The organism is Bacillus sp. LK2 (genome assembly GCF_001043575.1).
Taxonomy (GTDB): Bacteria; Bacillota; Bacilli; order Bacillales; family Bacillaceae_G; genus Bacillus_A; species Bacillus_A paramycoides.
In genome coordinates this window covers 1-313 of record NZ_LDUK01000107.1, presented here as the reverse complement: position 1 = coordinate 313, position 313 = coordinate 1, and the positions used below count along the sequence as shown (strand labels likewise).

At 55.3% G+C, this 313-nt stretch carries 3 tRNA genes; all 3 read right to left on the bottom strand.

From position 1 onward, the window contains the following. The 3 genes from VK90_RS27330 to VK90_RS27320 all read right to left on the bottom strand — a co-directional run bounded on the left by VK90_RS27330 (position 1) and on the right by VK90_RS27320 (position 257). Positions 1-74, bottom strand: a tRNA-Arg gene (locus VK90_RS27330). A gap of 3 nt (positions 75-77) precedes the next feature. Then, a tRNA-Leu gene (locus tag VK90_RS27325) sits at positions 78-166 on the bottom strand. Between the two features lie 16 nt (positions 167-182). Beyond that, positions 183-257: transfer RNA gene (locus tag VK90_RS27320), tRNA-Gly, on the bottom strand. Between the last annotated feature and the right edge of the window lie 56 nt (positions 258-313).

The window sequence follows — 313 nt, the reverse complement described above, 5'->3', positions numbered from 1 at the left end:
CGCGCCCGAGAGGAGTCGAACCCCTAACCTCTTGATCCGTAGTCAAACGCTCTATCCAATTGAGCTACGGGCGCATATGGTGCCGAGGGCGGGGGTCGAACCCGCACGGTGGTCACCCACCGCAGGATTTTAAGTCCTGTGCGTCTGCCTGTTCCGCCACCCCGGCATGTCATATTGAAAATTGGAGCGGAAGACGGGATTCGAACCCGCGACCCCAACCTTGGCAAGGTTGTATTCTACCACTGAACTACTTCCGCAAGACATGTATGAGTTATTTTATTAAAAGTGCGGGTGAAGGGAGTCGAACCCCCAC